Origin of the sequence: Saccharopolyspora sp. NPDC049426 (assembly GCF_040676935.1) — a bacterium.
In the GTDB taxonomy this organism is placed as follows: domain Bacteria; phylum Actinomycetota; class Actinomycetes; order Mycobacteriales; family Pseudonocardiaceae; genus Saccharopolyspora.
The window spans coordinates 35,800-59,963 of sequence record NZ_JBFAPZ010000014.1 but is presented as its reverse complement, the minus strand read 5'-3'; the positions used below and the strand labels follow the sequence as shown (position 1 = coordinate 59,963).

The following is a 24,164-nucleotide window of genomic DNA, read 5'->3' as shown; positions in this document are numbered from 1 at the left end:
CGCTCAGCGGGTTACTTCGACGTTCTCCAGGACGCCGAGCGCGTCCGGGACCAGCACCGCGGCGGAGAAGTAGGCGCTGACCAGGTAGGAGAGGACCGCCTGTTCGTTGATGCCCATGAAGCGCACCGAGAGCCCGGGCTCGTGCTCGCCGGAGATCCCGGTCTGGCGCAGCCCGACGACGCCGCTGTCGTCCTCGCCGGTGCGCATGCACAGGATCGAGGTGGTGCCCTTGCCGCTGATCGGGATCTTGTCGGTGGGCAGGATCGGCACGCCGCGCCAGGCCTGGACCGCGTGTCCCTCCACCTCGGTGGTCTGCGGGTACACGCCGCGCTTGTTGCACTCCCGGCCGAACGCGGCGATGGTGCGCGGATGCGCCAGGAAGAACCGCGACTTCCTGCGTCGTGAGAGCAGTTCGTCGAGGTCTTCCGGGGTGGGTGGCCCGGTGCGGGTGTGCAGCCGCTGCTGCAGGTCGGCGTTGTGCAGCAGGCCGAAGTCGCGGTTGTTGAGCAGTTCGTGCTCCTGACGCTCGCGCAGCGCCTCGACGGTGAGCCGGAGCTGTTGTTCGGTCTGGTTCATCGGCTGGTTGTAGAGATCGGCGACGCGGCTGTGCACGCGCAGCACGGTCTGGGCGACGCTGAGCTCGTACTCGCGCGGTGCGAGCTCGTAGTCGACGAACGTTCCGGGCAACGCGGTTTCGCCGGTATGTCCGGAAGCCAGCGCGATGTCGATCTCACCGCGCTTGTTGGTCGCAGGTGCCGGCGAGGCGTACTCGGCGGCCACGTGCGCGCGCAGCTCGTCGAACTGCCTGGTGACCTCGTGCAGCGCCACGCGGTCGAGGGTGAGCACGATGCAGGGCGTGACCGCGCGGTAGGTGCTGTCCCACGTGGACTGCGCGGTCGCCAGCACCTGGGAGCCGAAGAACCTGCCGCCTGCCAGCGTGTCGGTGACGGAGTCCTCGCCGTACTCGCCGGTGCGGATCTTGTCGACCTTGCCGTGCGCGATCAGCACCACCTCCGTCGCCGGGTTCCCGCGCACCGAGATCAGCTGGCCCGGCTCGTAGTGGCGCTGCACGAACCGGTCGGCGAGCGCGCTGAGCGCCGAATCGTCGTCGTAGCCGCGCAGCAGCGGCAGTTCGGTGAGTTCGCGGGGGATCACGCGCACCTGGTCGCCGTTGTTGGTGAAGTTGATCAGGCCGTCGCCGGAGGCGCAGGTCAGCCGCCGGCTGACCCGGTACGTGCCTGCCTCGATGTCGACCCACGGCAGCATCCTCAGCAACCAGCGCGAGGACTTGCCCTGCATCTGCGGCTGCGTCTTGGTGGTCGTGGAAAGCCTGCGCGCAGCCTGCGTGCCCAGGCTCAGAGCAGGGTTCTCGGTGGCGGTCAAGATGTTTCAGCTCCTCTGATCGGGGAGAGGTGCGGGCCGGCCCGCTCGGCCGGCCCGCGCGTTCAGCTCTCGCGGCCCAGTTCGACGTGCTCGAGCACGCCGAGCGCGTCCGGAACCATCACCGCCGCCGAGTAGTAGGCGCTGACCAGGTAGGAGATGACCGCCTGCTCGTTGACCCCCATGAACCGCACCGACAACCCGGGCCGGTACTCGTCGGGAAGGCCGGTCTGGTGCAGACCGACCACGCCTTGGTTCTGCTCGCCGAGCCGCATCAGCAGGACCGAGCTCGTGCGCTTGTCGCTGACGTGCAACTTGTCGCACGGCAGGATCGGCACGCCTCGCCAGGCGGGGACCTGGTGCCCGCCGAGGTCGATGCTCTGCGGGTACAGGCCGCGCTTGCTGCACTCCCGGCCGAACGCGGCGATCGTGCGCGGATGTGCCAGGAAGCAGCCGGGTTCCTTCCACACCAGCGTCAGCAGCTCGTCCAGGTCGTCGGGAGTCGGAGGTCCGGTCCGGGTGGGGATGCGCTGCCGCAGGTCGGCGTTGTGCAGCAGGCCGAAGTCGCGGTTGTTGACCAGCTCCTCCTCCTGGCGCTCGCGCAGCGCCTCGATGGTCAGCCGGAGCTGCTGCTCGGTCTGGTTCATCGGCTGGTTGTAGAGGTCAGCGACGCGGCTGTGCACGCGCAGCACGGTCTGGGCGACGCTGAGCTCGTACTCGCGCGGTGCCAGCTCGTAGTCGACGAACGTGCCGGTCAGCGACGGTTCGCCGGAGTGGCCCGATGCGATGTCGATGTCGGCCTCGCCGTGCGGGTTGTGCGGCCGACCGGGCCCGGCGAGGGCCTGCCGGACGTGCTCGCGCAACGATTCCGACGAGCCGTTGAGCTCCTGGAAGGTTCGCCGGCCGAGCGAGAGCACCGTGCAGGGCGTCACGGCCTTGTAGCTGGCGTCCCACTCGCTGGAATCGCCCGCCAGCACCTGCGCGCCGAAGTACTGGCCGTCGGCGAGCACGTCCAGCACGGTCTGGTCGCCGTACTCGCCGGTGCCGATCTTGTTCACCTTGCCGTGCGCGATGAGCACGACCTCTTCGGCCGGGTCACCGGAGTTGGCGATCACCTCGCCCGGTTCGAACTGGCGCTGCACGAAGCGTTCGGCGAGCGCGCGAAGCGCCGCCTCGTCGTCGAAACCGCGCAACAGCGGCAGTTCCTGGAGTTCCTGGGGGATGACGCGGACATCGGCCCCGGTGTTGCTGAAGGTGATTCGCCCGTCCCCGAGGGTGTAGCTCAGCCTGCGGTTCACCCGGTACACGCCACCTGCGGCCTGCACCCACGGCAGCATGCGCAGCAGCCACCGCGAGGTGATGCCCTGCATCTGCGGGACCGACTTGGTCGTGGTCGCGAGATTCCTGGCTGCGGCTGTGCCCAGGCTCAACTGCGGCGCTTCGGTGTCGGCGGGGTTCGGCTCGGTCGCAGTCACGACAGAAATACCACCAATCATAGAGCTGACAAATCGTCGGGAGAGTGCTCGAAAGGGTTCGGTCCCGTGCGAAGGTGGACGCGAAAGTTGAATCGGCGAATGTCGTCGAGGAATGAGAAATGGATTGGAAGGAATTGTTCCCCGCGCCGGATTGGCGGCCCGGCGTTGCTTCCGGATGGAACGCTAGCACCAAGCAACTGGGCCGTACAGTCACTCGAAAGTGCTGAACGGAGCTATACGCGGTGGTCAGCGCGGGGGGTCGCCATGATCACCTGATGGTCCTATTGCGCCACGCAGAGTGGTGGGCAACTCCCGTCCCACTAGTCGTTTTCGGGGTTCGATCAGCCTTGCGACCCAATGAGCGGGGCGGTGGAACGGGAGGTTTCGAGACCGCATTGCTCCACTCGGGCGATGGATGTGTGAACTCGAATTCCACGAATCGGGTTATCCAATTCACAGCGATCTTGGGCGTATTGTTCGGGATGTGGTTCTGCCGGGTGTTTCCCGGGTTCGGTCGAGATAGGTGACGGACCATCAGAATCGGCGAACCGGTTGACTCTTCTCTCCAGGAGGCGATTTCGCGTGAAGTGGAACCTGCGGTTGGTCGCGGCGCAGCGCGGTATCTGGAAGGCCACCGACCTGCAGCGGAGATTCGCCGAGCACGGCCTGGTGATCTCCGCCGGGAAGATGTCCGGCCTGTGGTCGAAGACTCCAGCCAGCCTGAAGCTGGACGATCTCGACATCATATGCCGCGTGCTGGGCTGCGAGGTGGGTGATCTGCTGGAGCCCGAAGTGCCGGTGGTGCCCGCACAGCGGCAACCCGACGTCGTGTGCGAAACGACCGCTGGGGTGGCGGAATGAACCTGATCGTCAGCGGAACCCTCTGGGTGCTCGGCGCATCGCTGGGTGCGGCACTGATCGGCTACCTGGTGCGCAGGATCGGCCAGGACGAGGGACGACCGAGCAACAACGACGCTGCCGGGCAGGTGTTCACCATCGTCAGCGGCCTGCAGGCCGTGGTCCTGGCATTCGTGCTGGTGACGCTGTTCGACGCGGTCTCCGACGCCAGGGACGGCGCCTACCAGGAGGCCCAAGACCTCGTGGCGGTGTCCTGGGCGGTGGAATCGCTGCCGGCGCCGACCGCGGCCGAGGTGCGCAGCAACAGCGTGGCCTACTTAGACGGCGTGGTCGGCGTCGAATGGCCGCAGATGCAGCGCGGAACTCCGGTCGGTGGGCCGGGCTGGGAGCAGTTGGACCAGATCCGGTCGGTGGTGGTCAACGCGCCGGCCGACGGGGAGTTCCAGGAAGACCGCAAGTCCGAGGCCCTGGACAAGCTCAACGACGTCTACTCGGAGCGGCACGAACGACTCACCCGGGCGTTCGACCGAGGGGTCGTGGCGGTCGTGTGGTTCGTGCTGATCGTGGGCAGCCTGGTGTGCGTGCTGCTGCCGAACCTCTTCGGCGGCACGAAGCTGTTCCCGCACATCGTTCTGGTGTCCACTTTGGCCGGTGCGTTGGCGCTGCTGCTGTTCGCGATCTTCCAGTTGCAGAACCCGTTCAGCGGCGGGTCTCGGATCGAACCGGAGGCGTTCCAGTGGGCGCTCGCACGACTCGGGCGGGGCTAGCCGGTGCCCTCGCGCTGCTGGCGGCGGTGGTCGCCCCGCCCGCCGAAGCGGCTCCGGCGTGCGAGGCGCTGCAGGTCCGCACCCGGGGCAGCACGTCGGTGCTGCACCGGGTGGTGTTGCCCGACTTCACCGACACCCGGGTCGGTGTGCTGCCGTACCGGATGAACGCCCTCGGGTACTCGGCCGCGCAGGGCTACGCCTACGGCATCGCCTCGGGTTTCTCCGACGGCGGCCACGTGATCGTGCTGCGGCCGAGCGATCCACCGCTGGACCTCGGACCGGTCATCGCGGGGCGTGCCGACACCGTGCGGAACCCGCTGGACCACCCGACGGCGGGGGCGATCCGGGGGAACCGCTGGTACGTCCTCGAAGACGACTACCTGCACGTGGTGGATGTCGATCCTGAGAGCCCGACGTTCCGGCACGTGCTGTCCTCGGTCGAACTGGACGAGCACCACGGTCCGTTCGGGGTCGACGACTTCGACGTCGGTCCCGACGGGTTGCTCTACGGAGTCGCCCAGACCTATTCGGGAATCCCGGCGGTGGTCCGGATCGATCATCGCACCGGCGTGGTCGATCCGGTGGTGTGGCTGCGGAAGCTGTTGCCCGACAGCTACGGGTCCGTCGTGATCGGGAAGGACCGGGCGCTCTACGTCACCGCCAACCACAGCGGCGAAACGTTCCGGATCGGCAGCGGCGGAAATCTGGAGAAGCTGGGCGAAGTGCCGCACATGTCCAGTTCCGACGCCGCGGGGTGCCTGCGCTCACCACCAGCACCACCGCCCCCGCCTCCCCCTCCACCGACATCACCACCAACGACGCCACCGACAACACCACCACCGACAACAACAGCACCACCACCACCAACGACGCCGCCGGCGCCTCCGCCGCCGAGCGCTCCAGCACCGTCCCCGACGGCGCCCCCCACGCCCACCCGCGGCCCCGCGCCGCCTGAACCGGTCGAGGAACCGACCGAGCCGTCCGAAGCGTCCGAAACCGCCTCGCCCGCGTCGGCGTCCGAGGACCCCGACGCCGACGAGTCCGGGCACACCACGCAGGAGAAGCGGCGCTGGGCGCTGGCCGCTCTGGTGCTGCTCATCGGCGGGAGCGCGGCCCTGCGCGCGCTGGGACGGCGCTGAGCACGCGGCGACGCTGGTCACGACCGTGGGTTCTGGAGGTGATGTCACCGGCTAGGCTGCCGCGCATGCTGCAGGCTCGGGATGAACGGACGCTGCTCCGCTGCGGTACCGCGGGCGCGGTGCTGTTCGTGGCCGTGTTCCTGGTGCTGGGTTCGGTGCGGTCGGACTACGACCCGCTCCGCCACCCGGTGAGTTCGCTGGCCATCGGTCCTCTCGGCTGGGCGCAGGCGGTGAACTTCTGCATCAGCGGTGTCCTCGTCGCGAGCTTCGCGTTCGGAGCGCGGTCGGTGCTGCTGCGATTAGGCGGCAACTGGTGGATTCCCGGGCTGATCATCGCGATCGGCGTCGGTCTCATCGGTGCCGGTTTCTTCACCACCGACCCGGTCAACGGCTTCCCACCGGGCGAGGTGGGGGAGATCACCGCGACCGGTGTGCTCCACCAGCTCTTCTCGATCGGCGTGTTCCTGGGAGTGCCCGTCGCGAGCTGGTTGCAGGGCCGGCTGTTCGGGTCGACCCAGCACCCCTGGTGGTCCGCCTACTGCTTCGCGACAGCGGTGGCCTGCGCGGCCGGATTCGTGCTGGCCGTGCTCGGATTCGCCCGGGTTCCGGACTTCGAGCCCTACGCGGGGCTCTTCCAGCGCATCGCGCTGTGCGTCGGATTCGGGTGGTTGCTGCTGCTCTCGGTGTTCCTGCGCAGCGCTCGCTTCTCCCGGGCCTTCAACGTCCGGGTCCGGACGGACTGACGCCCCGGCCCGTGCGGGACCGGGGCGTCGGTGGAACGGCTTCAGTCCTGGGCGAGCCGAGCGGGGAAACCCCCGGTCGCGATCGGGCCCCAGCTGTCGATGGTGATCCGGATCAGCGACTTGTCCTGGCGGGCCATCGCCTCCCGGTACTCGTCCCAGTCCGGGTGCTCCCCGGAGATGCACCGGAAGTACTCGACCAGGCCGTCCAGCGCGTCGGGCATGTCCAGCACCTCCGCGGTGCCGTCGACCTGCACCCACGGGCCGTTCCACTCGTCGGAGACCACGCACACCGAGGCCTGCGGGTTGCGGCGCAGGTTCCGCGTCTTGGCCCGCTCCGGGTAGGTCGAGATGACCAGCCGTCCCTCGGTGTCCACACCGCAGGTCAGCGGCGACATCTGCGGCCGTCCGTCGGCTCGGGTGGTGACCAGGACGCCCTTGTGCCGCGGCCGCAGGAACTCCAGCAGCGCTTCGCGGTCGACCTTGTCAGCGGTGGCGATCGCCATGAACAGCTCCTCGAAACAGATCGCTGAGAACGCCGTCCAGCCTAGTCCTCGCCACCGACGACCGCTCGCCCTCCACTGTGGAGCGTCGCCCGCTGAGCGGCGTCCTAGACCCGCTCGAAGACGGCGGCCAGGCCCTGCCCACCTCCGATGCACATGGTTTCGAGCCCGTAGCGGGCCTCGCGGCGCTGCATCTCGCGCGACAGCGTCGCCAGGATCCGGCCACCGGTGGCGCCCACCGGGTGCCCCAGGGAGATGCCGGAACCGTTGACGTTGAGCCGCTCGAAGTCGCCCGGCTTGAACTCCCATTCGCGGGTGCAGGCCAGCACCTGCGCCGCGAAGGCTTCGTTGAGCTCGATGAGGTCCACATCGGACAGACCGATCTCGGCGCGCTGCAACGCCTTGGCCGTCGCCGGCACCGGACCGATGCCCATGGTCCTCGGCGGCACGCCAGCCCGCGCCCACGACACCAGCTTCACCAGGGGGCGGAGCCCCAGCTCGGCGGCCTTCTCCGGAGTGGTGACGACGCAGATCGAAGCGGCGTCGTTCTGGCCGCTGGCGTTGCCCGCGGTCACGGTCGCGTCCGGGTCGTTCTTGCCCAGCACCGGTTTGAGGCCGGCGAGCTGCTCCAGCGTGGTGTCCGGCCGGGGGTGCTCGTCGACGTCGACCACGACCTCGCCCTTGCGGGAACGCACCGGCACCGGCACCAGCTCGTCGTCGAAACGCCCGGCCTGCTGGGCCTCGGCGGCGCGCTGCTGCGAGCGGACCGCCAGCTCGTCCTGCTCCTCCCGCGCGATGCCGTACTCGCGCCGCAGGTTCTCGGCCGTCTCCAGCATCCCGCCCGGAACAGGGTAGTTCTTGCCACCGGCCGTCGTGCGGCCCCGGGCCAGCGAGTCGTGCAGCTCCAGTCCGCTGCCGCGAATGCCCCACCGGGCCTCGGTGGTGTAGAACGGCGCGCTGCTCATGCTCTCGGCGCCACCGGCCAGCACCACGTCGCTGATCCCGGTCTGCACCTGCATCGCGGCGTCGACCACGGCCTGCAGGCCCGATCCGCAGCGGCGGTCGATCTGGGTTCCGCCGACCTCCACCGGGAGCCCGGCGTCGAGCGCGGCGACCCGGCCGATCGCAGGCGCGTCCGAGGTGGGGTAGCAGTGGCCGAGGATGACCTCGTCGATCTCCTCGCCGGGAAGCCCGGTGCGCTCCAGCAGTCCCTTGATCGCGGTGGCGGCCAGCTCCACCGCCGACACCGTCTTGAAGACTCCGCCGAACCGGCCGATCGGGGTCCGCAGCGGCTCGCAGATCACCGCTTCGCGCATCACTTGCTCCTTCGCGTTGGCACGCCGCCGTTTCGGACGTCGTTCTTTCGTTGGTAGCACAGCATCAGCGGGGATCGTAAGCTGCGACGATTATGTCGCAACGCGTCTCACCGGGGTGTGAATTCGGTATTGGACGCTCTCGGCGAGGCGTGCGAAGCTGACCGGAATCGGTGTCGTCAACGAAGGAGTCGACCATGCTGCCGGGCGAGTGGGCGGAGCGCGTGAAGACCGTGCGGGTGATCGGCACCGGTGTCATGGGGCGCGGCATCGCCCAGATCTGCGCGGCCGCCGGCATCACCGTCGAACTCGCCGATGCCCGACCGGAGGTCGTCGAGACCGCGGTGGCCGAGATCGGCCGGATGTACGACAAGCTCGCGGGCAAAGGCCGGATGAGCGCCGAGGACGCCGCGGCCGCGACGAGCCGGCTCGTCGCGATCGCCGACCCGCTGAGCGCAACCGACTGCGACCTGGTCGTCGAAGCCGTCCGGGAGGACCTCGACACCAAGCGCGAGCTGTTCGCCGAGCTCGAACGGGTCTGCGCGCAGCACACCGCCTTCGCCACCAACACCAGCTCGCTGCAGGTGACCTCGATCGCCACCGCTCTGCAGGACCCGAGCAGGCTCGCCGGTCTGCACTTCTTCAACCCCGTGCCGCTGATGCGCCTGGTCGAGGTCATCCCCGGTGCGCGCACCGCCGCCCACCTTCCGGAGGCGCTGACCGAACTGGTCCGCCGGCTGGGGCACACGCCGGTGCGAGCTACCGACACGCCGGGCTTCCTGGTCAACCACGCCGGGCGCGGTCTGGTCACCGAAGCGCTCCAGATCCTCGCCGAGGACCTGGCGACCCCGGAGGACGTCGACCGCATCGCCCGGGACGTGCTCGGACTGAAGATGGGGCCGTTCGAGCTGATGGACCTCACCGGGCTGGACGTCACGCACCCGGCGATGGAGAGCATCTTCACCGGCTACTACGGCGACCCCAGGCTGCGCCCGTCGCCGATCACCCGCGCTCGGCTGGAGGCCGGACTGCTCGGCCGCAAGACGGGGGAAGGGTTCTACCGCTACGAGGACGGCGTCAAGCAGGAACGACCCGAGGCCGTCGCGCCGGAGGCCACCGGCGCGACGGTGTGGGCCGACGACACCGCGCTGCTGGAATCGCTGGCCGAGGCGGGCGTACCGGTCGAGCGCGGTGACGAACCGTCCTCGGCGGAGATCGTGCTGGTCACGCCCCACGGGCACAGCGCGGCGTCGGCGGCGTTGTCGGCGCGGTTGCCCGCTGAACGCGTCTGCGGCGTGGATCCGCTGAGCAACGCCACCCGCTGCACGCTGACCGTGCACCCAGTCACCGACCCGGACGTGGCCCGTGCGGCCTGGGCGGCGCTGGCCGCCACCGGGCGTGCGGTGACGATCGTGCGCGACGGCCCGGGGATGATCGCCCAGCGACTGCTCGCGGCGATCGTCAACACCAGCTGCTTCATCGCCGAACAGCGGCTGGCCACACCCGGCGACATCGACACCGCTGTGCGGCTCGCGCTGGGCTACCCGCGCGGCCCGCTGGAGTGGGGTCAGCAGGTGGGAGCGCGCCGGGTGCTGACGATTCTGCGGGCGCTGCACTCCGCCACCGGCGATCCGCGTTACCGGCCCAGCCGCTGGCTGGTCGAACGCGCCGACCTCGGCCTCGCGCTGGACGAGACCGGCACCGCCGTCGCCGACGTCCTCTAGGGGCGTTGAGCGGTTCGTGGACTCCGCGCCACTTCTGAGGTGCGCCGCGGCTCCTCGCCACGACACCGCTCAGAACTTGAACAGGCTCAGTCCTCGGGCGTGTTGGCCTCGCGCAGCGTGCGCATGGCCTGGGCCAAGGCGCGTGAGTCGTCCTGGCCCAGAGGGGTGAGGACGTGCTCGCGCAGGACCTGGGCCGCCGTCTCGCGGGCGCGATTGGCGACGTCCAGGCCGTGTTCGGTCAGCTCGGCGTAGGTGACCCGGCGGTCGGTCTCGCTGGGCACGCGCTGGATCAGGTCGGCCTTCGCCAGCCGGTCGGCGACCTTGGTGAACCCGCCGCTGCTCAGCGCCGCCTCACGGGCGAGTTTGGTCATCGGCATTCTGCTGTCTGGGGAGCGCACGAGCCGGAGGAGGATGTCGAGGGAGGCCATCGGCAGGCCGTACCCGTCCATGATCGCGGTGGCCAGCTTGGCGGCCGTGACGTGGTAGCCCTCGATGACCAGGCCCCACCAGGTGACGATCTCGTCGTCGTCGACGGCGCTGTCCGGACCGATCGCCTCGTTCAACGCAACGCTCCATTCACTGCATGTTCGTGAAGCCCGATGTTACATGAAAGACGCTTTCCGGAAAGTCGCTTGCGTTAAAGCATCTCGCGAAAGAGTTTCTCGTTCGAGAGAGATGGCAAGGTCGGCTTCGCGCGCCGTTCGGGGCCGCGTTTCGGTCACTCCTCCAGCGCGATGGCGGAGAGGACGAGTCCGTCGCGGACCAGCCAGCGTCCGCTGAAACCCGTCAGCCCACCGGAGCTCTTGCGCAACCGGGCCGTGAAGCTGCCCGCTCCGAACTCCAGCTCCGCGTCCTCGAAACCGAGCCACTCACCGGTCACCGGGTACCAGGTCTTGTAGACCGATTCCTTGCAGCTGAACAGGATCCGGTCCCAGCGGATGTCCGGGTCGCGGGCGCTGAGCTCTGCGATGTGCTCGCGCTCCTCGGGCCGCGAGACCACGTCGAGCACGCCGTCGGGAAGCGGTTCGTGCTGCTCGGCATCGATTCCCACCGAACGCAGTTGCCGGCGCCGGGCCACCGCCGCGCCGCGAAAGCCGGCGCAGTGCGTGATGCTGCCGACCACCTCCGAGGGCCACTGCGGTGCTCCGCGCTCGCCGCGCAGCAGTGGCACCGGCTGAACGCCCAACGCGCGCATCGCCCGATGCGCGCACCAGCGGCCGCTGGTGAACTCGCGGCGTCGCTTCGCGACAGCCTTCTCGATCTCCACCGCTTCGGCGTCGAACAGCGTCGCCTCGGGTGGGTCGTCGAAGGTCTCGGCGGTGGCCACCACAGCGGGCAAGAGCTCCTCGATCACCCCGACAACCTAGCTCATCTGGTATCTGACCTGGGCAGACGGTGCGACGTCCCACTACGTGGAGTCCCGTTTACAGCCGACGACGCGCGGTCTAGCGTCATGGTCATGATCCCGTCGGTGCCACTGACGATCCGGGGCTACGTGGACTTCTCCCGCGTGTCCTCGGCGCTGTGTCGCGCCTGACGCTGCTCTCCTCCTCTCGTCCCGCACCACCGTGCTGACTTTCTCCGGTGGTCGCTTCCGCATGTCCGCCCACGCCCGTGGAGCTCTCATGACCACACACCTGACACCCGTGCGCACGGCCGAGCAGATAGCCATCACCCAGGTGCGCACCCGCACCGCCCGACGCGAATCCCGCATCCCCCGTTGGACTTTCAAGCTCATCAGCCCCATCGCGCTGGTGGCGCTGTGGCAGGCGCTCAGCGCCACCGGAGTGCTCAGCGACGACACGCTGGCCTCGCCGGCCACCGTGCTGGCGACCGGCGTGGACCTGTTCGCCGAAGGACGACTGCAGGAGGCCATCGCGGTGTCGCTGCAGCGCGTCGGCGCGGGCCTCGTCATCGGCGTGGTGGCCGCGACCCTGCTGGCCACGCTGTCCGGGCTCTTCCGGCGCGGCGAGGACCTGATCGACGCGCCGATGCAGATGCTGCGCACCGTCCCGGTCATCGGGCTGATCCCGCTGCTGATCATCTGGTTCGGCATCGGCGAAGAACCCAAGATCGTGCTGATCGCGCTGGCGGTGACCTTCCCGCTGTACATGAACATCTACGGCGGCATCCGCAACGTCGACGCCGGACTGGTCGAGGCCGCCAAGACGCTGGGGCTGGGCCAGTTCGCGCAGGTGCGCCACGTGATCCTGCCCGCAGCGATGCCCAACGCCCTGGTCGGCCTGCGCTACGCGCTCGGATCTGCCTGGCTGGCACTGGTCTTCGGCGAGACCATCAACGCCTCCGCCGGAATCGGCTACGAGATGAACACCGCGCGCGAGTTCTTCCAGACCGACGTGATCGTGGTCTGCCTCGTGCTCTACGCCCTGCTCGGCCTCGTCGCCGACTTCATCGTTCGCGGACTGGAAAGGATGGTGCTGGCATGGCGACCGGCCTTCAGCGGGAAGTGACCACGAAACCGGCTGCCGTCCGGGGTCTTTCGCGCAGCTTCGGAGATCGCACCGTCCTGAGCGAGTTGGACCTGGACATCGAGCCCGGTCAGTTCGTCGCGCTGCTGGGTCCCAGCGGCTGCGGCAAGTCGACCCTGCTGCGCATCCTCACTGACCTGGACCAGGAGGTCACCGGGGACGTCGAGGTCGCCGAACGCCGTGCCGTCGCGTTCCAGTCGCCTCGGTTGATGCCCTGGAAGCGCGTGTGGCACAACGTCGTTCTCGGCCTGCCCGGCCGGCCGGACAAGCAGTGCGCCGTCGCAGCGCTGGAAGAGGTCGGCCTCGGCCACAGGGTGGACGTGTGGCCGAAGGTCCTCTCCGGCGGCGAGGCACAGCGGACGTCCCTGGCCCGCGCCCTGGTCCGCGAACCGGACCTGCTGCTGCTCGACGAACCGTTCTCGGCGCTGGACGCGCTGACCCGGCTCAAGGCGCAGCGGCTGGTCGGGGAGCTGTGGCAGCGGCACGGTTGCGCGATCCTGCTGGTCACCCACGACGTCGAGGAGGCGCTGCTGCTCGCCGACCGCGTGCTGGTCATGCACGAGGGCCGCATCGGCTACGACAAGGTCCTGAACCTGCCGCGCCCGCGCGAGGTCGGCGACCCGGAGTTCGTCGCGCTGCGCGCGGAGCTGCTCGCCCGCCTCGGCGTCGAATGATCGATGGCATGAGGTGGGGGTGATCAGCCGGGCAGGGGCCGCCCGGCCGGAGCCGCAGTGGCGGCAAGCAGCCGGTAGGCCTCGTGCTCGGTGTCGAGGACCTCCTGGTCGCCGTGGTGCGGGTGCAGCGGCTCGCCCGCCGCGACCTGATGCGCGTCGCGCAGCGCGAAGACCGCGCGCAGCAGGTGTTCGCGCGCCTGCGGATCGGCGGGAGAGTGCTGCAAGTCCTGAGCGGCCCGGCGGCAGCCCCGCATCGCCTCGCGCAATCGGGTGCGCGCGCGGTTGTTGGTCAGCACCAGGCAGACCCCGACGCCCAGCAGCGCGCCGAACACGGTCATGCCGACCCGCTCGGCGACGAGTTGCATGCGGTCGGCCGGTTGGCTCAGCGCTGCCAGGCACAGCGCCAGCGGGGTGGCGAAGGTCAGCCCGAGGCCGTAGTTGGCCATCACCACCAGCTCTGCGGCGATCTGGCAGACCACGATCACCACCAGGATCGCCGCCGGCGTGGGATCGGCCGCGAAGATGCCCAGCGCCAGCAGCGACCCGGCGACGGTGCCCGCGGTGCGCTGCACCGCGCGCTGCCAGGTCGTCGCGGTGTTGTGCGACTGGAGCACGGAGCTGACCGAGACCACCGCCCAGTAGGCGTGGTCGAGCTGGAAGGTCGAGGCCAGCAGCCCGGTGACCAGCGAGGCCACCGCCATCCGCAGCGCGTTGGTGCGGAACTCGGCGAGTCCGGCGCGTTCGACGACCACCGGCCGGGGCAGCGGCCGCTCCTGGGCCGGTGCCGGAACGCGACCGCGACGCATCCGCTTGGCGGTGGTGCGCAGTTCCGCGGCCGCGTCGGCCGGGTGGTGCAGCAGGTGCAGCGCGTGCGCGAGATGTCCGCGCAGCAGCACCGTCGTTCTGCGCTCACCGGCGGGCAGTCCGATGAGCGCGTGGTGCACGGAGGTGTGGGCCCGGCGGCGGGCGGCGGCGTTCGGTGCCTCCAGGTGGTCGGCGACCGCCAGCAGCGCCCGCGCGGTCGCCAACCGGTGCGGGCCCGTCGGGTGCAGCGCACCACCCAGCATGCTGAGCGCGTAGGACAGCGCCGCTGAGGCTCCGGTGATCGCGACGATCTCGGTGACACCGCTCCAGGTCTGAGGCGAGTAGGCGGCGGCACCCGCGGCGAAGACGAACATCAGCCCTGCGGGCGGACCCAGCCGCACCACGTCGGCCAGCAGCTTGGCCAGAGTCGCCACCAGGGTCAGGACCAGGACCTTGACCACGCCACCGGCGTCGAACGCCGATGTCACCGCCCCGGCGGCCACGCTCGCGGTCAGCCCCACGGCCACCACCGGCAGCAGCCACGCCCGGCGCGGGTAGGGGTCGACCCGGCAGTACAGCGAGGTGAAGGCGCCCAGCGCCGCGAACGGTGCGAGGTCCAGCCGTCCTGCCGCCAGCAACGCGCTGATCGGCACGGCGTAGGAGACGCCGACTCGCAGAGCGGGTACCAGCACTCCGCCGAAGATCGACGTGATTCGCAGGGCGTCTCGGGTGCGCAAGGTCTGGAGCAAAGAACCGTTCACTAGTAAAATATTACAAGGTGTTTTACTGGTGAAGGAGTGTGACGTTGGACGTCGTCGGACGGATCCGCGATCAATGGCGCGAGCGGTACCCGGACCTGGACCTCTCTCCGATCGAGGTCATCGGGCGGGTGCGCAGGCTCGCGGCGCTGACCGACCAGCGGCACGACGCGGTCCTCGACGACCTGCGGCTGTCCCGGACGGAACTTGAGGTGCTCAGCGCCCTGCGCCGGGCAGGCGGTGGCCTGCGTCCCAGCCAGCTCACCAAGGAGATGCTGTCGTCGGGTGCCGCCACGACCAAGCGGCTCGCGCGGCTCGAGGAGGAGGGCCTGATCACCCGCAGCACGTCCGCCCGCGACCGGCGCGAGGTCGACGTGCGGCTCACCGACCGAGGGCGGGAGATCATGGACCGGGTCTTCCCGGCTCAGCTGGAGCGCGAGCGAGCGCTGCTGGAGCCGCTCAGCGAGGCCGAGCGGGCCCGGCTGGGTGAACTGCTGGCGAAGGTCCTGGAGCCGATGGACTTGGTCAGCTGAACATCCGATCGTGCCCGGCGAGGCGAATGCCGGACCGCTTGTCCGGTGGGTTAAGGTTTTCCGGCTTCACCGGGGAATTCCCGCGGCTCGGCGAACTCGCTGTGATCGGACGATCACGCACCACGACCGGTGCCGCTCGGACGAGAGGACACAGGTTGGCCACGGTACGGATCGGCTCCGTTCCTGATCTGGACCTCGGCGGTCTGCCCGGCCGCCTGCGCGCCTTCGTCGTGGCGAACTCGCGCGCGATCACGCTGATGTCCATACCGATCGTGCTGGCATCGCTCGGGCTGCTGCTGCTCACCCCTCGCGCCGGGATCGGCGAGGAGTCGGCCATCGACTACCAGGTCTACCGCTGGGCGGTGCACACCTGGCTTGCCGGCGGCGACATCATGAACACCGCGCCGACGGTGAGCATCGGCCGCGTCCTGCCGTGGGTGTACCCGCCGTTCGCATTGGCACCGCTGGCACCGCTGGCGCTGCTGCCCTTCAGCGCCGGTCTCATCGCGCTCTACCTGCTGGACCTGACCGCCATCGGCGGCACGTTGTACCTGGTGACGCGGCATCTGTGGCCCGCCGTGGGCAAGCGCGGGGCGCTGGCGGTGGCCGCGGTGCTGCTGCCCTGGACGCTGTTCCTGGAACCGGTCTACTCGTCCTTCGGGCTCGGGCAGATCAACATCCTGCTGATGGGCCTGGTCATGGCCGACTGCCTCGCCGAATCACCGCGCTGGCCGCGCGGGTTGCTCATCGGCGTGGCCGCGGCCATCAAGCTGACCCCGGCCGCGTTCCTGCTGTTCCTGGTCTTCCGCAAGGATTACCGAGCCGCGGTCGTCGCCGTGCTCACCGCGGCACTGGCAACTCTGTCCGGTTTCGCGCTGAACTTCTCCGCTGCCGTGGAGTACTGGTTCGGCAAGGGGCCCGCGCACGGGGTGAGCGGCTCGGCGTTCCACACCAACCAGTCCATCATGGGCGCGTTGGTCCGCATGGAACTTCCGCCCGTCGCCCAGAGCGGGCTGTGGCTGGTGCTGTCGGTCGCCACCACGATCGCGGTGGCGTTCGCCATCCGCCGGGTGGAACCGGTGCTCGCGGTGTCGGCGAACGCGCTCCTGGCGCTGTTGATCTCACCCACGTCGTGGTCCGACCACTGGGTGTGGAGCGCTCCCGGCCTGCTGGTGCTGCTCGCCTTCGCCGTGCGTCGTCGCAGCTTCGCCTGGTTGGCGATGGCCGCGTGGACGCTGGTCACGCTGCTGGCGGCGGCGTTCAACTGGATGCCCCCCGGCCCGCCGTGGGACGTGGTGGCGCACCTGTTCGGGAACCCCTACACGGCGCTGGGCCTTGTTCTCGTCGTCCTGCTGGTGCGCTACGCACGCCGTGAGCAGGTCAGTGCCGCTCCGCGGCCCTTTCCGATGCCGGAGCCGGCCGGTGTCTGAAAACGCGTTCGCATTCGGGCGATTGCGCCTTCGACTGCGGACGGTGTACCAACAATTACGGAAATGTGCGGGTCTGAACCGAATCCGAATGGCGTGAGCTGCGATTCGGGCTACATTCGGTACCGCGCAAGAAGATCGTGAACAACGCCACTGATGGACCCCAGCTGTCGCCTTAGGACAGATGTGTGGTGCACAATTCCTCGGGCTCCGGCCTTTGCGACAATGACGTCTCACAGTCTGAGAGTTGTCACGTTCCCTTAAACTTCGAGTTACCTAGCGGTAGCCTTCAGGCCGCTGGGTCTGTACAGTGCCTCAAACTGACCGAGAGTGCAACGGCGCATCCTTATTCGTCAGTGCCCCCAAAGGTTCCGCGGTTCGCGATGGCTGAGTCATGCCCTGCTGCACGCCGCGACCTGTCGACGGGAGGTCCGATGCCCCAATCCCACCATGCAAGAAGCGTGGCGCAGCGTAGCGCCCAAGCCAGTGGTCTGTATGACCCGGCCAACGAGCACGACGCCTGTGGTGTCGCGTTCGTCGCCGACCTTCGCGGTCGGCGGAGTCACGACCTGGTTGACAAAGCACTGACAGCGTTGCGCAACCTGGAGCACCGCGGCGCCAAGGGCGCCGATCCCGAGACCGGTGACGGTGTCGGGCTGCTGACCCAGATCCCGGACGCGTTCTTCCGCGGAGTCGTGCCGTTCGAGCTCCCCGAAGCCGGCACCTACGCCGCCGGCACCGCGTTCCTGCCCGCCGACGAGACCGCCGCTGAAGAAGCCGTGGCCATCATCGAGCGGATCGTGGCCGAGGAAGGGCTGCGACTGCTGGGATGGCGCGAGGTCCCCATCGCCGCGGACTGCGCGGGCACCTCGGCGCGCGAAACCATGCCGAACTTCCGGCAGCTGTTCATCGGTGCCGAGGACGGGCAGCAGGCCGAGACGGCGCTGGCGTTCGAGCGTCGGGCGTTCTGCGTGCGCAAGCGCGCCGAGCACGAAGCCGACGTGTACTTCCCGAGCCTCTCGGCGCGCACCATCGTCTACAAGGGCATGCTCACCGAGGCGCAGCTGGGCGCGTTCTACCCCGACCTGGGCGACGAGCGCTTCGCCAGCGCGATCGGCCTGGTGCACTCGCGGTTCTCCACGAACACGTTCCCCTCCTGGCCGTTGGCACACCCGTACCGGTTCATCGCGCACAACGGTGAGATCAACACCGTCAAGGGCAACCGCAACTGGATGCGGACCCGCGAGAGCATGCTCGACACCGACCTCATCCCCGGTGAGCTCAAGCGGCTGTACCCGATCGCCTCGCCTGAGGCCAGCGACTCGGCGACCTTCGACGAGGTCCTCGAACTGCTGCACCTCGGCGGCCGGTCGCTGCCGCACTCGGTGCTGATGATGATCCCGGAGGCGTGGGAGAACCACGCCGAGATGGACCCCAAGCGCAAGGCGTTCTACGAGTTCCACAACTACCTGATGGAGCCCTGGGACGGTCCGGCGCTGGTCGCCTTCACCGACGGCACCCAGATCGGCGCCGTGCTGGACCGCAACGGTCTGCGCCCCGGTCGCTACTGGGTCACCGAGGACGGACTCGTCGTGCTGGCCAGCGAGGTCGGCGTGCTGGAGTTCGAGGCCGACAAGGTCGTGCGCAAGGGCCGGTTGCAGCCGGGCCGCATGTTCCTGGTCGACACCGACGCCGGCCGGATCATCGACGACGACGAGATCAAGGGCGAGCTCGCCGACGAGTACCCGTACCAGGAGTGGCTGGACGCGGGCGTCGTGCGGCTGGGCGACCTGCCCGAGCGCGAGCGCGAACTGCCCTCGCACGACTCGCTCGTGCACCGGCAGCAGGTCTTCGGCTACACCCAGGAAGAGCTGGGCGTGCTGCTGCAGCCCATGGCCGCCACGGGTGCCGAGCCGATCGGCTCGATGGGCAACGACACCGGCTTCGCCGCCCTGTCGGAGCGCCCGCGTCAGCTGTTCGACTACTTCACCCAGCTGTTCGCGCAGGTCACCAACCCGCCGCTGGACGCGATCCGCGAAGAGCTGGTGACCTCGCTGGGCACCCACGTCGGGCCCGAGCACAACCTGCTCGACCACGCCCCGGAGGCGTGCCACCAGCTGGTGCTGCCGTTCCCGGTGCTCGACAACGCCCAGCTCGCCAAGATCGTGCACATCAACGACGACGGTGACCGGCCTGACCTCAAGCCCGCCGTCATCGACGCCACCTACCGGGTCGCCGGTGGGGGAGCGGCGCTGCGCGCGCGGCTGGACGAGATCTGCGACGAGGTCTCCGCTGCCGTGGCCGACGGTGCGCACGTGCTCGTGGTCTCCGACCGCCAGGCCGACGCCGAGCGCGCGCCGATCCCGTCGCTGCTGGCCACCGGTGCCGTGCACCACCACCTCGTTCGGGAGAAGGACCGCACCCAGGTGGGCTTGATCGTCGAGGCTGGCGACGTCCGCGAAGTGCACCATGTCGCTCTTCTCATCGGTTACGGGGCCGCTGCCGTTAACCCCTACGTGGCGATGGCCACGGTCGAGGATCTCGTCACCACCGGCGTCATCAAGGGAACCGAGGCCGAGCAGGCCACCGCGAACCTGATCAAGGCGCTGGGCAAGGGCGTTCGCAAGACCATGTCCAAGATGGGCGTGTCCACTGTGGCCTCCTACACCGGTGCGCAGATCTTCGAGGCCATCGGTCTGGGCGAAGAGGTCGTGCAGCGCTGCTTCACCGGCACCACCTCGCGCCTCGGCGGCGTCGGCTTCGACGTGCTGGCCGCGGAGGTCGCCGAACGGCACCGTCGCGCCTACCCGGTCGACGGCGTGCAGGCGCCGCACCGCACGCTCGCCGTGGGCGGCGAGTACCAGTGGCGCCGTGAGGGCGAACCGCACCTGTTCAACCCCAAGACGGTGTTCAAGCTCCAGCACTCCACGCGCTCCGGGCGCTACGAGGTGTTCAAGGAGTACACCCAGGCCGTCGACGACCAGTCGCGCGAGCTGATGACGCTGCGCGGGTTGTTCAAGTTCCGCGACGGCGCGCGCAAGCCAGTTCCGGTGGACGAGGTCGAGCCCGTCTCGTCCATCGTCAAGCGCTTCGCCACCGGCGCCATCTCCTACGGGTCGATCTCGCAGGAGATGCACGAGACGCTGGCGATCGCCATGAACCGGCTGGGCGGCAAGTCCAACACCGGTGAGGGCGGCGAGGACGCCGACCGGTTCACCCCGGACGCCAACGGTGACTCGCGGCGCTCGGCGATCAAGCAGGTCGCCTCCGGCCGCTTCGGCGTGACCAGCGAGTACCTGGTCAACGCCGACGACATCCAGATCAAGATGGCCCAGGGCGCCAAGCCCGGCGAGGGCGGTCAGCTGCCCGGCGGCAAGGTCTACCCGTGGGTGGCCAAGACCCGGCACTCCACGCCGGGCGTCGGGCTGATCTCGCCGCCGCCGCACCACGACATCTACTCGATCGAGGACCTGGCGCAGCTGATCCACGACCTGAAGAACGCCAACCCCCAGGCGCGCATTCACGTCAAGCTGGTCAGCGAGGTCGGCGTCGGCACGGTCGCTGCGGGTGTGTCCAAGGCGCACGCCGACGTGGTGCTGATCTCCGGTCACGACGGCGGCACCGGTGCTTCGCCGCTGTCGTCGATCAAGCACGCCGGTGGTCCTTGGGAGCTGGGCCTGGCCGAGACGCAGCAGACGCTGCTGGCCAACGACCTGCGCGACCGGATCGTGGTGCAGACCGACGGTCAGCTCAAGACCGGTCGCGACGTCGTGATCGCCGCGCTGCTCGGTGCTGAGGAGTACGGCTTCGCCACCGCACCGCTGGTGGTCTCGGGCTGCATCATGATGCGCGTCTGCCACCTCGACACCTGCCCGGTGGGCGTGGCCACGCAGAACCCGAAGCTGCGCGAGAAGTTCTCCGGCAAGGCCGAGTACGTCGTGAACTTCTTCGAGTTCATCGCGCAGGAGGTGCGGGAGTACCTGGCGGAGCTGGGCTTCCGCTCGCTGGAGGAGGCCATCGGGCACGCCGATCTGCTCGACACCTCCGAGGCGGTGCGGCACTGGAAGACCCAGGGCCTGGACCTCGCGCCGATCACCCACATTCCGGAGCTGCCCGCCGGCGCATCGCTGCACCAGACCACCGAGCAGGACCACGGTCTGGAGAAGGCGCTGGACAACACGCTGATCCAGTTGTCGGAGGGCGCGCTCAAGGAAGGCACCCCGGTCCGCCTGGACCTGCCGGTGCGCAACGTCAACCGGACCGTGGGCACCATGCTCGGCTCCGAGCTGACCCGGCGCTGGGGCGGCGAGGGCCTGCCGGACGACACCATCGACGTGACCTTCACCGGTTCCGCCGGGCAGTCCTTCGGTGCGTTCGTCCCGCGGGGCATCACCCTGCGGCTGCTGGGCGACGGCAACGACTACGTCGGCAAGGGCCTCTCCGGTGGCCGGATCGTGGTCCGGCCCGACGCGAAGGCGCCGTTCGTGGCCGAGCAGAACATCATCGCGGGCAACGTGCTGCTCTACGGCGCGACCAGCGGTGAGCTGTTCGTCCGAGGCATCGTCGGCGAGCGGTTCTGCGTCCGCAACTCCGGTGCGATCGCCGTTGTCGAAGGCGTCGGCGACCACGGTTGCGAGTACATGACCGGTGGTCGTGCGGTGATCCTCGGCTCGACCGGCCGCAACTTCGCGGCCGGCATGTCCGGCGGCATCGCCTACGTGCTCGACGTCGATCCCCAGCGGATCAACCCCGAGATGGTCGACCTGGAAGCGCTGGACGACGAAGACCGCGAGTTCCTGCACGACCGGGTGCGCAGGCACTACGAGCAGACCGAGTCAGCGGTGGCCCGCGAGCTGCTGGCCGACTGGGACACCGCGGTCGAGCGGTTCGGCAAGGTCATGCCTCGCGACTTCAAGCGGGTGCTCGAGGCGCAGAGCGCCGCCGAACGCGAAGGGCGCGACGTCAACGAGGCGATCATGGAGGCGGCTCATGGCTGATCCCAAGGGATTCATGACGACGCCGCGGGAAACTCCGCAGCGTCGCCCGGTGGACGTGCGCATCAAGGACTGGCGCGAGGTCTACCTGGAATTCGAGCAGCCGCGGCTGACCAAGCAGGCCGGTCGCTGCATGGACTGCGGAATTCCGTTCTGCCACCAGGGTTGTCCGCTGGGCAACCTGATTCCCGAGTGGAACGACCTGGTGTGGCGGGACGACTGGGAGTCCGCGATCGAGCGGCTGCACGCGACCAACAACTTCCCGGAGTTCACCGGGACGTTGTGCCCCGCCCCGTGCGAGGCCGCGTGCGTCGTCGGCATCAACAGCGATCCGGTGAGCATCAAGCAGGTCGAGATCTCCATCATCGACAAGGCTTGGGAAGCCGGCTACGTCAAGCCGCAGCTACCGGCGAAGCGGACCGGCAAGAAGGTCGCCGTCATCGGCTCCGGTCCGGCCGGACTCGCCGCCGCGCAGCAGCTGACGCGAGTGGGCCACAGCGTCGTGGTCTACGAGCGGGCCGACCGCATCGGCGGACTCCTGCGCTACGGCATCCCCGAGTTCAAGATGGAGAAGAGCCGGCTCGAACGGCGGCTCGGCCAGATGCGCGCCGAGGGCACCGAGTTCCGCACCGGGGTGAACGTCGGCGTCGACGTCACCGTGGAGCAGCTGCGCGCCGACTACGACGCGGTGGTGCTCGCCGGCGGGGCCACCCAGGCCCGCGACCTGCCCGCCACGGGCCGTGAGCTGGACGGCGTGCACCAGGCGATGGAGTACCTGCCGCTGGCCAACAAGGTGCAGGAGGGCGACTTCGAGCGCTCGCCGATCCACGCCGAGGGCAAGCACGTCGTGGTCATCGGCGGCGGTGACACCGGTGCCGACTGCGTCGGCACCGCGCACCGCCAGGGCGCGGCCTCGGTGACGCAGCTGGAGATCATGCCGCAGCCGCCCGCGGAGCGCTCCGAGGCGCACCCGTGGCCGACCTACCCGATGCTCTACCGGGTCACCTCCGCCCACGAGGAGGGCGGTGAGCGGCTGTACTCGGTCAACACCCAGGAGTTCGTGGGCGATGACCAGGGTCGGTTGCAGTCGCTGCGTCTGGTCGAGGTCCAGCGCACCGACTCCGGTTTCGAGCCGGTGGCGGGCACCGAGCGGGAGATCCCGGCCCAGCTGGTGCTGCTGGCGATGGGCTTCGTCGGTCCGGAGAAGCCGGGTCTGCTGGAGGACCTGGGCGTCGAGCTCGACGCGCGCGGCAACGTCGCCCGCGACGAGAACTTCATGTCCAGCGTCGACGGCGTGTTCAGCGCGGGCGACATGGGGCGCGGTCAGTCGCTGATCGTGTGGGCCATCTCCGAAGGCCGTTCGGCGGCCGCCGGGGTGGACCGCTACCTCGTCGGCCGGGACGTGCTGCCGGCTCCGATCGAGCCGACCGAACGCCCGATGGTCTGAGTTCGAGCGTGTGAGGCGGTGCCCCGGTTTCCGGCCGGGGCACCGCCTTTTCGCGTTCTCAGTCAGGTACGGGCACGCCGAAGTCCGGCGAACCGTCGTGCTGCCACCCGAACGCCTGCAGCCGGGTGTGCCGGTTGGGGTCGCCGACCCCGGCGTCGTACGGGCGGGCGTGGTAGACGAGCACGTCAGCGCCGTCCTCGGCGACGGTGAAGCTGTTGTGCCCCGGCCCGTACTGGCCGGTGCCGGGGTTGGTGGCGAACACCGGCTCCGGGTGCTTCTCCCACGACGCGCTGTCGAGCAGGTCCGCGTCGGCGGACGCCGACAGGAGGCCCAGGCAGTAGTTGCTGTCGGTGGCGCTGGCCGAGAACGCCACGAACACCTTGCCGTGGCGCGCGAGCGCCGCCGGCCCCTCGTTGACCCGGAACCCGCGGGTCTCCCAGCCGTGGGTCGGCACCGACAGCCGCACGGGTCGGTCGCCCAGCGTCCACGGGTCGTCCATCGGCGCGAGGTAGAGGTTCGAGTGGGTCTTGACTCCGGGTTCGTGCTGGGCCCAGGCCAAGTAGCGGACGCCTCGGTGCTCGAAGGTCGTGGCGTCGAGGGCGAAGGTGTCCCAGGGGGTGCTGATCCGCCCCCGTTCCACCCAGGTCCCGGCCAGGGGATCGGGGTTGGAGTTCTCCAGCACGTACATCCGGATGGACTGGACGTCCTCCGAACTGCCCGCCGCGAAGTAGACGTACCAGCGTCCGTCGACGTGGTGCAGTTCCGGCGCCCAGATGTGCCTGCTCATCTCCCCGTGGTCGTGCCTGCGCCAGAGCAGGTGCTCCTCGGCCGTGCCCAGCCCCTGCAACGTCGCCGATCGGCGCAGCACGACGCCGTCGTAGGTCGGGATCGTCGCGGTGAAGTAGTAGGTGCCGTCGGTGTGGCGGTGGATGTGCGGGTCCGCACGTCTGAGCGCCAGCGGGTTGTCGAAGTGGGTGGGGGAGCTCCAGGCGGTGGTGTTGCCGATCATGGTGAGCGCTCCGGTGGCCAGTGCCCCGGAAAGGAGGGTCCTGCGGGAGAGGGCTGAACGGTGTCGCACTCTGCTCACCGTCCTTCGAACGCGGCCGGGGCAGAACGATTTCCGCACCTCGGCGTGGCAT

19 protein-coding genes are annotated in these 24,164 nt (G+C 69.3%); 11 read left to right on the top strand and 8 right to left on the bottom strand.

What is annotated here, in order from left to right:
- Nucleotides 1–3 precede the first annotated feature (3 nt).
- Together AB0J78_RS26835 and AB0J78_RS26830 are read right to left on the bottom strand one after the other, a co-directional pair.
- The gene (locus AB0J78_RS26835) at nucleotides 4–1,383 is read right to left on the bottom strand and encodes a family 2B encapsulin nanocompartment shell protein (protein WP_363793659.1); all 1,380 of its coding nucleotides are present in this window, start codon (nucleotides 1,381–1,383) and stop codon (nucleotides 4–6) included.
- 62 nt (nucleotides 1,384–1,445) lie between these two features.
- Nucleotides 1,446–2,855, bottom strand: a complete 1,410-nt coding sequence (locus AB0J78_RS26830; protein WP_363793657.1) for a family 2B encapsulin nanocompartment shell protein — start codon at nucleotides 2,853–2,855, stop codon at nucleotides 1,446–1,448.
- Between the two features lie 582 nt (nucleotides 2,856–3,437).
- Here AB0J78_RS26830 and AB0J78_RS26825 point away from each other — a divergent pair.
- The 4 genes from AB0J78_RS26825 (at nucleotide 3,438) to AB0J78_RS26810 (ending at nucleotide 6,362) form a co-directional block, all read left to right on the top strand.
- Nucleotides 3,438–3,716: a helix-turn-helix transcriptional regulator gene (locus tag AB0J78_RS26825; RefSeq protein ID WP_363793656.1), complete on the top strand. Its 279-nt coding sequence runs from the start codon at nucleotides 3,438–3,440 to the stop codon at nucleotides 3,714–3,716.
- The gene (locus AB0J78_RS26820; RefSeq protein WP_363793654.1) at nucleotides 3,713–4,480 is read left to right on the top strand and encodes a hypothetical protein; all 768 of its coding nucleotides are present in this window, start codon (nucleotides 3,713–3,715) and stop codon (nucleotides 4,478–4,480) included. The genes AB0J78_RS26825 and AB0J78_RS26820 overlap by 4 nt, the downstream gene beginning before the upstream one ends.
- The gene (locus AB0J78_RS26815; protein WP_363793652.1) at nucleotides 4,450–5,619 is read left to right on the top strand and encodes a hypothetical protein; all 1,170 of its coding nucleotides are present in this window, start codon (nucleotides 4,450–4,452) and stop codon (nucleotides 5,617–5,619) included. The genes AB0J78_RS26820 and AB0J78_RS26815 overlap by 31 nt, the downstream gene beginning before the upstream one ends.
- A gap of 65 nt (nucleotides 5,620–5,684) precedes the next feature.
- Complete coding sequence (locus AB0J78_RS26810; protein WP_363793650.1) at nucleotides 5,685–6,362, top strand: DUF998 domain-containing protein; 678 nt, start codon at nucleotides 5,685–5,687, stop codon at nucleotides 6,360–6,362.
- 41 nt (nucleotides 6,363–6,403) lie between these two features.
- Here the strand turns inward: AB0J78_RS26810 and AB0J78_RS26805 are convergent, their stop codons facing one another.
- Together AB0J78_RS26805 and AB0J78_RS26800 are read right to left on the bottom strand one after the other, a co-directional pair.
- On the bottom strand, nucleotides 6,404–6,871 hold the full coding sequence (locus tag AB0J78_RS26805; RefSeq protein ID WP_363793881.1) for a PPOX class F420-dependent oxidoreductase: 468 nt from the start codon (nucleotides 6,869–6,871) through the stop codon (nucleotides 6,404–6,406).
- A 98-nt stretch (nucleotides 6,872–6,969) separates the two neighbouring features.
- A complete protein-coding gene (locus AB0J78_RS26800) occupies nucleotides 6,970–8,178 on the bottom strand; it encodes an acetyl-CoA C-acetyltransferase (protein ID WP_363793648.1) in 1,209 nt (402 codons plus the stop codon).
- A gap of 194 nt (nucleotides 8,179–8,372) precedes the next feature.
- On the opposite strand from AB0J78_RS26800, the gene AB0J78_RS26795 reads away from it, so the two are divergent.
- Nucleotides 8,373–9,899 carry a 3-hydroxyacyl-CoA dehydrogenase gene (locus AB0J78_RS26795; protein ID WP_363793646.1) on the top strand — a complete coding sequence of 509 codons (1,527 nt, stop codon included), beginning with the start codon at nucleotides 8,373–8,375 and terminating at the stop codon, nucleotides 9,897–9,899.
- 86 nt (nucleotides 9,900–9,985) lie between these two features.
- Here the strand turns inward: AB0J78_RS26795 and AB0J78_RS26790 are convergent, their stop codons facing one another.
- Nucleotides 9,986–10,462 (bottom strand): MarR family transcriptional regulator, encoded by a 477-nt coding sequence (locus tag AB0J78_RS26790; RefSeq protein ID WP_363793644.1) that lies wholly within the window; start codon nucleotides 10,460–10,462, stop codon nucleotides 9,986–9,988.
- Between the two features lie 155 nt (nucleotides 10,463–10,617).
- The gene (locus AB0J78_RS26785) at nucleotides 10,618–11,253 is read right to left on the bottom strand and encodes a 4'-phosphopantetheinyl transferase superfamily protein (protein WP_363793642.1); all 636 of its coding nucleotides are present in this window, start codon (nucleotides 11,251–11,253) and stop codon (nucleotides 10,618–10,620) included.
- Nucleotides 11,254–11,524: 271 nt separating this feature from the next.
- Between AB0J78_RS26785 and AB0J78_RS26780 the strand changes: the two genes are divergently transcribed.
- Nucleotides 11,525–12,370 carry an ABC transporter permease gene (locus AB0J78_RS26780; protein ID WP_363793640.1) on the top strand — a complete coding sequence of 282 codons (846 nt, stop codon included), beginning with the start codon at nucleotides 11,525–11,527 and terminating at the stop codon, nucleotides 12,368–12,370.
- Entirely contained in the window at nucleotides 12,343–13,062 is a 720-nt protein-coding gene (locus AB0J78_RS26775; protein ID WP_363793638.1) for an ABC transporter ATP-binding protein, read from the top strand. The genes AB0J78_RS26780 and AB0J78_RS26775 overlap by 28 nt, the downstream gene beginning before the upstream one ends.
- Before the next feature lie 23 nt (nucleotides 13,063–13,085).
- Here the strand turns inward: AB0J78_RS26775 and AB0J78_RS26770 are convergent, their stop codons facing one another.
- Nucleotides 13,086–14,627, bottom strand: coding sequence for an FUSC family protein (locus AB0J78_RS26770; protein ID WP_363793636.1), 1,542 nt, complete (start codon nucleotides 14,625–14,627; stop codon nucleotides 13,086–13,088).
- A gap of 44 nt (nucleotides 14,628–14,671) precedes the next feature.
- Here AB0J78_RS26770 and AB0J78_RS26765 point away from each other — a divergent pair, with 44 nt between their 5' ends.
- The 4 genes from AB0J78_RS26765 to AB0J78_RS26750 all read left to right on the top strand — a co-directional run bounded on the left by AB0J78_RS26765 (nucleotide 14,672) and on the right by AB0J78_RS26750 (nucleotide 23,025).
- The gene (locus AB0J78_RS26765) at nucleotides 14,672–15,157 is read left to right on the top strand and encodes a MarR family transcriptional regulator (RefSeq protein ID WP_363793634.1); all 486 of its coding nucleotides are present in this window, start codon (nucleotides 14,672–14,674) and stop codon (nucleotides 15,155–15,157) included.
- Between the two features lie 155 nt (nucleotides 15,158–15,312).
- Nucleotides 15,313–16,587, top strand: coding sequence for a glycosyltransferase family 87 protein (locus tag AB0J78_RS26760; RefSeq protein ID WP_363793632.1), 1,275 nt, complete (start codon nucleotides 15,313–15,315; stop codon nucleotides 16,585–16,587).
- 431 nt (nucleotides 16,588–17,018) lie between these two features.
- Nucleotides 17,019–21,581: a glutamate synthase large subunit gene (gene gltB, locus AB0J78_RS26755; protein ID WP_363793630.1), complete on the top strand. Its 4,563-nt coding sequence runs from the start codon at nucleotides 17,019–17,021 to the stop codon at nucleotides 21,579–21,581.
- Entirely contained in the window at nucleotides 21,574–23,025 is a 1,452-nt protein-coding gene (locus AB0J78_RS26750) for a glutamate synthase subunit beta (RefSeq protein ID WP_363793628.1), read from the top strand. Before gltB ends, AB0J78_RS26750 begins: the two co-directional genes overlap by 8 nt.
- Nucleotides 23,026–23,083: 58 nt before the next feature.
- Here the strand turns inward: AB0J78_RS26750 and AB0J78_RS26745 are convergent, their stop codons facing one another.
- Complete coding sequence (locus AB0J78_RS26745) at nucleotides 23,084–24,103, bottom strand: glycoside hydrolase family 43 protein (protein WP_363793626.1); 1,020 nt, start codon at nucleotides 24,101–24,103, stop codon at nucleotides 23,084–23,086.
- Nucleotides 24,104–24,164 lie beyond the last annotated feature (61 nt).

What these genes read in the sequence shown, in the direction of transcription:
- AB0J78_RS26820 (WP_363793654.1), top strand. Translation starts at nt 3,713, where the DNA reads ATGAACCTGATCGTCAGCGGAACCCTCTGGGTGCTCGGCGCATCGCTG.
- AB0J78_RS26810 (WP_363793650.1), top strand. Translation starts at nt 5,685, where the DNA reads ATGCTGCAGGCTCGGGATGAACGGACGCTGCTCCGCTGCGGTACCGCG.
- AB0J78_RS26800 (WP_363793648.1), bottom strand. Translation starts at nt 8,178, where the DNA reads ATGCGCGAAGCGGTGATCTGCGAGCCGCTGCGGACCCCGATCGGCCGG.
- AB0J78_RS26795 (WP_363793646.1), top strand. Translation starts at nt 8,373, where the DNA reads ATGCTGCCGGGCGAGTGGGCGGAGCGCGTGAAGACCGTGCGGGTGATC.
- AB0J78_RS26780 (WP_363793640.1), top strand. Translation starts at nt 11,525, where the DNA reads ATGACCACACACCTGACACCCGTGCGCACGGCCGAGCAGATAGCCATC.
- AB0J78_RS26775 (WP_363793638.1), top strand. Translation starts at nt 12,343, where the DNA reads ATGGCGACCGGCCTTCAGCGGGAAGTGACCACGAAACCGGCTGCCGTC.
- gltB (WP_363793630.1), top strand. Translation starts at nt 17,019, where the DNA reads ATGCCCCAATCCCACCATGCAAGAAGCGTGGCGCAGCGTAGCGCCCAA.
- AB0J78_RS26750 (WP_363793628.1), top strand. Translation starts at nt 21,574, where the DNA reads ATGGCTGATCCCAAGGGATTCATGACGACGCCGCGGGAAACTCCGCAG.